Source organism: Rhizobacter sp. (assembly GCF_046595475.1).
Taxonomy (GTDB): domain Bacteria; phylum Pseudomonadota; class Gammaproteobacteria; order Burkholderiales; family Burkholderiaceae_C; genus Rhizobacter.
Map to the genome: position 1 here is coordinate 39,432 of NZ_JBKJOQ010000047.1, position 7,498 is coordinate 46,929.

A 7,498-nucleotide genomic window follows, 5' to 3' on the forward strand; every position below is an offset into this window, starting at 1 on the left:
AAAGAGACCGACAACATGTGGACCGAATCAACTTTCAAGTGGGCTCTTGCCATGGGCGCTTGTCTGCCCGCCCAGCTCTGCCTGGCGCAGCCGGCAGCGGCCACGCTCACCAAAGGCGAAGCCATGGTCATGCTGGACTATCAAGTCATCCGCGTGCCCGACGCCCCATCCCTCGACCTGATGGGCTTCCACTTCTTGAACAAGATGAACGACTGGCTGTATCTCGGCGTTGGCGGCTATGCGCCAGTGGTCAAAGGCGAGTACGGCGGCTTCATGGCCTTCGACGTGACTGCCCACGCGCAGCGCAAGGTATACGGCGATGTCTTTGCCAATGCCGGCCTGTCTATGGGTGGCGGCGGTGGCGGCAAGAGCGTTGAGCAAAGCAAGGTGCTCTCCGGCACGGGCGGTTTCTTCAAGGGCTATGTCGGGCTGGGCTACGACTTCAAAGACTTTTCGGTCGGCGCCAACGTGTCGAAGGTGAAGTTCATCAACTCGGCCATCAACAGCTCGCAGCTCAACGTCTACGTGCAGGTGCCGTTCTCGTACAACGTTGGCCCTTATGCCAGCTCTGGCGAAAGATTTGTGTCGAGCGGTCAGCCAGGGGGCTTCGACACGGAGGGAGCTTCCGGTGAAAACACGCTGACGGTGGGGCTAGACAACTATTCGCAGGTCAACCCCCAGGGGTCGGCCAAGGGCATCATCAACGTGGTCGATCTGCAGTTCTCGCACTTCATGACCAGGAGTGCTTACTGGTATTTCAGCCTCGGGGTGGGCTACCACGGCCTGCCCTTGTACAACCAGATCCTCGGGGGTGTTGGGTACCGCGTTCCGGTGTCACCCAGCGTCAACCTCTACGGCCAACTCGGGCTCGGCTCAGGCGGCTACGCCCCCGAGAAGATCGACACCGGCTCTGGGCTGCTCGTCTATCCGAAGGTATCTGCTGAATACCTGCTCAACAAAAACTTCGGTGTGGCCCTGTCTGCGGGCTATTTGGTCGCACCCACCGGCTCGTCGAAAAACCACACCTTGGGCCTGGCACTGAACTACCGCCTTCACTCTGGCGGCACGAGCGCAAGTGGCAACGATGCGGCTGACGGCATCTACCGTGGCTACCGGCTCAGCCTGTCGCAACAGACCGAGTTCAAGGTGAGGGTCAGAGGCGGTGGGGTCGACAACATCAACATGCTTGCCGCGCAAGTTGACCACCTCATCGATGACCACCTCTACATTCCTATCCGGGCCGGTGTTGCATACAACGCCTACCTGGGCTACCCCGGGTACGGTGAGCTTGCGGCCGGTGTCGGGCTGCAAAGCAAGTACGCCAAGGGCGATGGCTTTCAGTACTTCGGCCAGTTGCTGGTGGGTACCAATGTGCACGGCCCCATCGTGCAAACCGGGCTCGGTTTGAACTACGGCCTGAGCGACCGCCTGGCCATCCACGGCATGGCTGGGCAGACGATCGGTGTCGACAACGACAAGTTCAAGTCGGGCTACGTGGGCTTGGGGGTGACGTATCGGTTCTCGGTGCCCAGCTTGTAGGGTGGGCCACGCGAGGGTAGTTCGACTACGGTGAAGCCTCGGTCTAGGGCTTAGTCCATGTCGGGTGCTGAGCCGAGAAGCGCGTCAAGTTGGTTGAACGTCTCATCGTTCCAACTCGTGCTCCCCGAGCCGATGTCTTGGTCGAGCGCTTCCTTCGAGGGATAGAGGTCGTGCACGACGAGCAGTGTCTGCCCAGCGCTTTCCTCGAGCGTGACCGTGGTGACCTGCCCGGTGCCGCCCGCTTCTTCGTTGGTCCAGACAAAACGCGAGGGCGGTGTCACTTCCAGGTACCTGCCGTGAAACGCCATCGGCTCTTGGGCGGCAGGGTGGCGGAACACGAGGCGGTACGCGCCGCCCACGCGAACGTCAAGCTCGCAGGAAAGCAGCGTCAGCCCAAGCGACTTCGGAACCCACCAGCGTTGAAACAGCTCGGCCGTGGTCCACGCCTCGAACACGATGCGCGGCGGGGCGTTGATGGTTCGCGTGACGACGAGCTCACGCTCAGACTTCCGCTCCATCGACATTTGATTCTTCATGGAGCTTGCCTGACTACTTCTTCCTGCGTCCATCGTCTCTCTCCTTGCGTTTTAATTCCTCGACACCTTTGCTGCCCAAGTCAGCTCTCGGGGTCGTACCCAAACTCGCGGAGTTCCTGCGAGCAGCGACAGGCGTTGGCGATGCTGGCGGCCCACTGAACCGCCGCTTCGCGAGACGGGAGTTCCAAGACGCAGAAGCCGCCGTTGAACTCCTTGGTTTGCGGATAGGTTGTGGTGGTGACGGTGCCGTCAGCGGCGACCATCAGCGGTGCAACGTCTTCGTTGATGCCACCACCGAACACATAGACACCGGCACCCTTGGCCTTGCGTATGACCGCGCGTGCCGCTTCGCCGACGGCAGCCATATCGGCATCGGGGACGTTCATGGCCTGTGCAGGGAAGGAGATGAGGTACTTGGTCATTGTTCGGTCTCCCGGGGGTGAGTTTCGGTATGGAGGTGAAGCCTAAGGTTGACAGGCTCGCACTCACACGACGTTTCAGGCGCTCCCGTATCGACACAGATCCGAAAGTAATTTGAATCGCTGTCCTGCAAGCTTGCGACCACGCCGCACGCCATGCGGCGCCCGGAGTTGCCTGCGGGCTGCGAGGTGTAGTCATCGGGGTCGGTGCGCACCACGACCGCCTAGCCCCTCAAGCCAGGCGCGCCCGAGCCGGGCAGCACAGCTTTCACCGAGGAGTCGGGAGGCCCCGCTTGGCCGGAGCGCGGCTAAGGCCGCCGCCGCGCCGCCAGGCCAGTGACAAAACGGCCGAAGGCGTCTACCAGCGGTGCGGCTTCGAAGGAAGGGCCTTCCAGCATTGCAAGTGCTTGCACGGTCGCTTCCAGTGTCGAGACCTGGTCAGCCCGCCGCGCCGCGCGGATCGCACGGTAGCCTGTTGGCGCCGGAGCGGCCAGCGACAGTCGCGGCAGCGCTGCCAAGGCCGGATGTTCCAGCAGCATCCGCAGGCTCTTGCGCCAAGTCGCGTCGATAACTACCAGCCGCATGGGCGATGTTGCCGTCGTCCCCGGGGTCGACGGCGTGGGCAATGCCGGCACATCCGGGTATAGCAGCTGCGTGTCCCGCCCGGGGCGATGCAGCAGTGCGAGCAGCGCGCCGGGCGCGAAGCGCTCGCCAACGATGACCTCGCAGTTCGCCAACGACAGGCGCAGCAGTGCCACGGTGTTCTTCGCCTGGCGTTGTTCCTGCGGGTGCTGCAGCACCAGCACCTCGGTACGGTGGGCGGTCGGCCGCGCCAGCGCACAGAGGCAGGTCGCCTGCGGGCGCAGGCAGTGCGCGCAGGCCGCGCGGCAGAAAGTAGACGGGCCGTTCATGCGGGAATGGTCGCACGCATGTCGCGCGCCCCGCGCACCCGCGTCGGTGTTGAGCACCGATGTAAAGACCGAACGCGTCTAACGACAACGGCACCAGCACGGTGGGTGTCTCATCAGACGACCAGAGCTCGAGGGAAGTGTCGTTCGGCGTCAGGACCTCTGAACGGCAGCTTATAAGACGCTGCCGGCAAGTCGCACTCGGGTCGCCGCGCGGCTCTTGCTATCAGAAGAGAGCGCGAGCCTGACTCAATAGGGTGGTTGTCGGCCCGACGGTACGTCACACGCATCGATGATGACGCGAGCATGACGGCAAACCACCTCGCGGACTCCACTCGGCCGCAGCACCTGAAAGAAGCATCGTGACCACAGACAAGCCGCACGAGCCGAATCAAGGTCGACCCTAAGAACGTGCTCATCGGCGAGCCTTCTGAGCGCTAAAGGGCATGCCGAATCGACATTCGTGCCGTCGCGCGATGCATCCTTCGCGACCAAGTAAGCGTGCGCTGCCTCCGCTTATTCAGGCGGGGCCTCCCAAAAGGTCGGGCATCATGCAAGTCAGCCTTAAGATTGACTGATTTCCAAACCAATGACAGACAGGTTTTTAGTTTGGAACACAGAGCGAAGGCGCGCGCTCCATTTTTTTGTCCACCTGGTCCTTTGAAAGTTGATTGATGTTCGGACGAAGCCGGTTGGCGATAGGCATTGGCGCGGGCTTGACGATTGGCTTTCTCGCGCTGATCGTTATCGTGGGCACCACCATCTGGCTGGTGGAACGCGGCAACAGCCTGTTTGAGCAATCGGCGTTGCAGCGCACGATCCGCGTCGCCGCGGTGGATCTGCGCGATCATTTGCGCACCGCGGAGTCGAGCCAGCGCGGATTTCTTCTGACCGGAAACCAGATTTATCTGGCCCCTTACGACACGGCCAAGACGCGGGCGCGGCAGGAGCTGGACGATCTGGGCCGGATGATTGCGCCGGATGCCCCCAACCGGGCCATGTTGCCCAGGTTGTCGGAATCGGTGGGCGAAAAGATCGCCGAGATGGACAACAGCATTGCGCTGAAAAGTGCCGGCCGGGATGCCGATGCCATGGCATTGCTCCAGAGAAATCGCGGCAAGACGTTGATGGATGAAATCAACGTCTTTCTTTATGGGGCGATATTGATCGCCGACGAGAACAGCACGCAGAGCAGCGCCGAACAGCAACGCAATGCGTCACTGTTGCGCTGGATATCGGCGGGCGCCGCCGTGGTCATCATCCTGGTGGTGTTTGTGGTGGCCTTTACTGTCTACCGCAACGGGCAGGATTTGAAACTGGCACGCGACGAAGTGCGGGCAATCAATCTGACGCTGGAAGAACGTGTGAAAACACGCACGGCCGATCTGGCCATGGCGCGGGAACGCGCAGAAGTCCTGCTGACCGAGGTCAATCACCGCGTGGCCAACAGTCTGCAGCTGGTGGCGGTGCTGGTGGGGATGCAAATGCGTGCCGTCACCGATACGGCGGCCAAGGGCGCCTTGCTTGAAACGCAATCGCGGATCAATGCAATCTCGCTGATTCATAAAAGCCTTTATACATCCGGCGATGTGACAAACGTGGCGCTGAACGATTATCTGGGCGCCATGCTGAGCAATCTGGAAACAGTGATGAAGAAGGACGGTCATACCGCCATCCTGAAATGTTATCTGGAGCCGATTTCGCTTAGCACTGACGCCAGCGTCAGCTTGGGCGTGGCCGTACAGGAACTGGTCACCAACGCCTTCAAATATGCCTATCCCGACGACAAGCCCGGCGAGGTGCGGGTGCGGCTGACGCGATTGGGCGACGGCAAAGCCGAACTGACGGTCGAGGATGATGGCGTGGGGATTGCGCCGAACGCCGCGCATGCGGGCACGGGGCTGGGCAGCAAGATCATCCGTACGATGGCGTCTGCGCTGCAGACACACGTGGAATATATCAACCGCGCGCCGGGTACGCTGGCGCGGCTGGTGCTGACAACGGCGAGTGCTTAATGGGATCTGCGATGAAATTTCGACTGTCTGCGGTTGCTTCGCTTGCCTCACTTGCATTTGTCAGCGTCGCTTCGTTTGCCGCTGGCGGCGATGGGCTTACCACGCCGGTCAAGTTGCCCCCCTACGATGCGGCGCGGGCTTCTTGCAGGGCGCCCATTGGATTTCAGAAAAAGCTGGTATTCGTGCAGGACAACAAGCGCGAGTTCATGCAAGGCGTGGGACGCGGGCTCGAAGCCGCAGCGCGGGCGCGAGGCCTCGGCTATGGCGTTGCTTTTGCCAACAATGATCCTGAGCTGATGATCAAACAGGTGGGCGGCATTGCGGCCGACAAAACGGGCGCGATCGTGGTGGCGCCGATCGATCCGCCGTCGTTGGCACCGGCTCTGAAGAAGGTCATCGGCGCGGGCGCCTATGTGGGTGCCGTCGTGGCGCCCCCGGCGACGACGGTGCTGAACGCGCCGCAATACCTGACCGGCAAAGTTCTGGCGGAAGCGGCGGCAAATTACATCCGCACGCAGCTTGGCGGAAAGGCCAAGGTTGTGCTGCTGACGCATGACAGCCTGCAATTCCTGGCGCCGCGTTTCACCGCCATGCGCGATACCCTGCGGACACTGCCGGGCGTGACGATCGTGGCCGACATTTCGCCTGCTACGGTCGACAAGGAGGGCGGCTATCGCACGATGAAGACGATCCTGCTGGCGCAACCGAATATCGATGTGGTGCTTGGCGCGGACACGGTGGTGCTGGGCGCGCTGACGGCATTGCGCGAAGCGGGCAAGGCGCGGCCGGAGCAATTTCTGGGCGGTATCGACGGCGAGCAGGAAGCGGTTGTCGAAATCAAAAAAGGGGGCAGCCCCTACAAGGCGAGCATCAGCCTTGCTTCATCCATCTTCGGTTATGCGATGGGCCAGCAGGCCGCTGATTGGCTGGACGGAAAATCCATTCCCCAGGCCATGGATATCCTGCCCAAGGCGCTCACCAGCAGCAACATCGCGGACTATGAACGCGATACGGCCAACCCCGGCGCGGTATATGCCGATCTGTCGCGGCGCGCGTCTTATCTGAAGATGTACGGAAATATCTGTTTCGATACGCGCGACAACTACATTAATTTCCCCTGGTCCTCAGAAACCAAGTGACCGCCAACCCTTTCGTCATCCTTTACGTCGAAGACAACGACTTCGTCCGCGAGTCGTTCGCCGAGTTGCTTGCCACTGCCGATCGCCGACTCGTGTGTGTGGCTGACTGCGCTGGCGCGCGCGAGGCGCTGCGCGAGCAGAACGTGAACCTGCTCGTGACCGACATCAACTTGCCTGACGGCTCGGGCCTTGACCTGGCGCGCGAGGCTCTTCGGCAGAACCCGAGGCTGCCAGTGATCGTCTGCTCCGGGCAGGATTTGAGGGACCTCGCCGGTTCGCTCGGCCCTACCGCTCATCCGCTGATGAAGCCCTTCGAGCTCGACGAACTCGAGGCGCTGGTCGAACGGCTAGCGCAGTGAGCGACTTGACCGCGCAAGCCCGTGATCTGCGCTCGGTGCACCATCCGCGCGGATAGCGGGTCAGTAGCGTGGCACTCGCTCAACTCCCCAGTTGGGCGAGTTCTGCTTCGTCAAAACCTGCCGCTCGCCGCGCTTCCAGGTTGAAGGGGCCGCGTAGAGCGGGGGCTTCGTACTGCTTCGCGAGTTGGCCGTAAGTCGCAAGCGGGTCGAGTCCACGACTGCTGCACAAAAAGCGGTACCAGTGGTTGCCAATCGCAACGTGTCCGATCTCGTCACGCAGGATGATGTCCAAAATCGCAACGGCCCCCAGGGCGCCGGGGCTGCCGACTTTGCGAAGCTTGGCCTGCATCGCCGGCGTGGCGTCCAGCCCGCGGGCCTCCAGGGTGCGGGGAACCAATGCCATACGGGCGAGCACGTCATCAGCGGTTTTGGCGGTCATGTCCCACAGGCCGGTATGCGCAGGAAAATCGCCGTAGTCATACCCCAAGGTCTGAAGGTGGGCGCGCAAAAGGCTGAAGTGATGCGCTTCTTCAGCCGCAACCGAGAGCCAGTCAAGATAATAGTCACGCGGCATGCCGTCAAA

Annotated in this window: 8 protein-coding genes; 4 read left to right on the top strand and 4 right to left on the bottom strand. The window is 61.8% G+C overall.

What is annotated here, in order from left to right:
• Nucleotides 1–15 precede the first annotated feature (15 nt).
• Nucleotides 16–1,539 carry a hypothetical protein gene (locus tag AC30QB_RS09445; protein ID WP_489545956.1) on the top strand — a complete coding sequence of 508 codons (1,524 nt, stop codon included), beginning with the start codon at nt 16–18 and terminating at the stop codon, nt 1,537–1,539.
• A gap of 50 nt (nt 1,540–1,589) precedes the next feature.
• On the opposite strand, the gene AC30QB_RS09450 is transcribed toward AC30QB_RS09445, so the two are convergent.
• The 3 genes from AC30QB_RS09450 to AC30QB_RS09460 form a co-directional block, all read right to left on the bottom strand.
• Complete coding sequence (locus AC30QB_RS09450) at nt 1,590–2,108, bottom strand: SRPBCC family protein (protein WP_489545957.1); 519 nt, start codon at nt 2,106–2,108, stop codon at nt 1,590–1,592.
• 47 nt (nt 2,109–2,155) lie between these two features.
• Nucleotides 2,156–2,497, bottom strand: coding sequence for a YciI family protein (locus AC30QB_RS09455; RefSeq protein WP_489545958.1), 342 nt, complete (start codon nt 2,495–2,497; stop codon nt 2,156–2,158).
• Between the two features lie 305 nt (nt 2,498–2,802).
• Nucleotides 2,803–3,405, bottom strand: coding sequence for a tRNA-uridine aminocarboxypropyltransferase (locus AC30QB_RS09460; RefSeq protein WP_489545959.1), 603 nt, complete (start codon nt 3,403–3,405; stop codon nt 2,803–2,805).
• A 671-nt stretch (nt 3,406–4,076) separates the two neighbouring features.
• On the opposite strand from AC30QB_RS09460, the gene AC30QB_RS09465 reads away from it, so the two are divergent.
• From AC30QB_RS09465 to AC30QB_RS09475, 3 genes are read left to right on the top strand one after another with little or no spacing between them, the layout of a single operon-like run.
• Nucleotides 4,077–5,417 carry a sensor histidine kinase gene (locus AC30QB_RS09465; RefSeq protein ID WP_489545960.1) on the top strand — a complete coding sequence of 447 codons (1,341 nt, stop codon included), beginning with the start codon at nt 4,077–4,079 and terminating at the stop codon, nt 5,415–5,417.
• Nucleotides 5,418–5,428: 11 nt separating this feature from the next.
• The gene (locus AC30QB_RS09470) at nt 5,429–6,556 is read left to right on the top strand and encodes a sugar ABC transporter substrate-binding protein (RefSeq protein WP_489545961.1); all 1,128 of its coding nucleotides are present in this window, start codon (nt 5,429–5,431) and stop codon (nt 6,554–6,556) included.
• A complete protein-coding gene (locus tag AC30QB_RS09475) occupies nt 6,553–6,915 on the top strand; it encodes a response regulator (protein ID WP_489545962.1) in 363 nt (120 codons plus the stop codon). Before AC30QB_RS09470 ends, AC30QB_RS09475 begins: the two co-directional genes overlap by 4 nt.
• A 79-nt stretch (nt 6,916–6,994) precedes the next feature.
• Here the strand turns inward: AC30QB_RS09475 and AC30QB_RS09480 are convergent.
• On the bottom strand, nt 6,995–7,498 hold a 504-nt coding region (locus AC30QB_RS09480), incomplete at its 5' end, for a ferritin-like domain-containing protein (RefSeq protein ID WP_489545963.1).